1 protein-coding gene is annotated in these 772 nt (G+C 43.5%); it reads right to left on the bottom strand.

What is annotated here, in order from left to right; all coding sequences use genetic code 11:
* Positions 1-678 (bottom strand): IS4 family transposase (locus I6F65_RS21465; protein ID WP_231613268.1); only part of this gene is annotated, 678 nt, incomplete at its 3' end.
* Between the last annotated feature and the right edge of the window lie 94 nt (positions 679-772).

The following is a 772-nucleotide window of genomic DNA, read 5'->3' as shown; positions in this document are numbered from 1 at the left end:
GTGTTGCTTACGCCAATTAATCAGTAGCTCAGCGCTGAGATAACATCGGTCAAAAATAGTTAGACTGTTATTACTTACATGACTAAATAACTGCTTTGCGTAGTTCACCTCACCTTGATAACTGGGCCCGAAGGCAACGTGGTGTATCAACCGGCTACGCAAGGAGCTTAAGGCGCATAGGCGTACAATAGGATATTCTGTATGACGGTTTTTACTGTGCTTAATATAGTGAAAGTGCTCAGCAAGAGCAGGTGTATCAGGTGCACGAAATTGCGTTCCATCGACAGAAAATAACCGGAGTCCATACCACGTATCATCAGCATCTTCTTCTTGTGTCCAATGGGCTGCACATAGGTGAAATAAGGCTTGGAGGGGGTCGCTACTGAGGCGCTGTCTCGCTTGAGGAATAGCACTTGGAGCAACCGTATCGCCCAGGGTATCAGTGAGTGTTAAATCTAACTTCTCAACAATGTCACTAATAGAGCGGTCGCGAAAAAGACCCATTGCAATGATAAGCCAGACGACAAGCTCAGCAGGTAACTTACGTTTGCGAATACTTGCTTTATCGGTCTGCTCGAGCACATTAGAAATCCACTCAAGAGGGATATGTTTCTGAAATGTAGATAAAGAGTCAGGAGTGGCGAATATATCCGTATCAAGTAACCAATGACTAAGCATAAAAATACCCTCATAATCAAAAGATGATAAGGGTATTGTGAAGCAACCAAAAGATCGGTCAACCGATCAAAAATACCTTAACTGATCGGTGTTA

This window comes from Pseudoalteromonas sp. SWXJZ94C (genome assembly GCF_015864385.1).
GTDB lineage: Bacteria > Pseudomonadota > Gammaproteobacteria > Enterobacterales > Alteromonadaceae > Pseudoalteromonas.
This window is presented reverse-complemented; position numbering and strand designations above follow the sequence as displayed.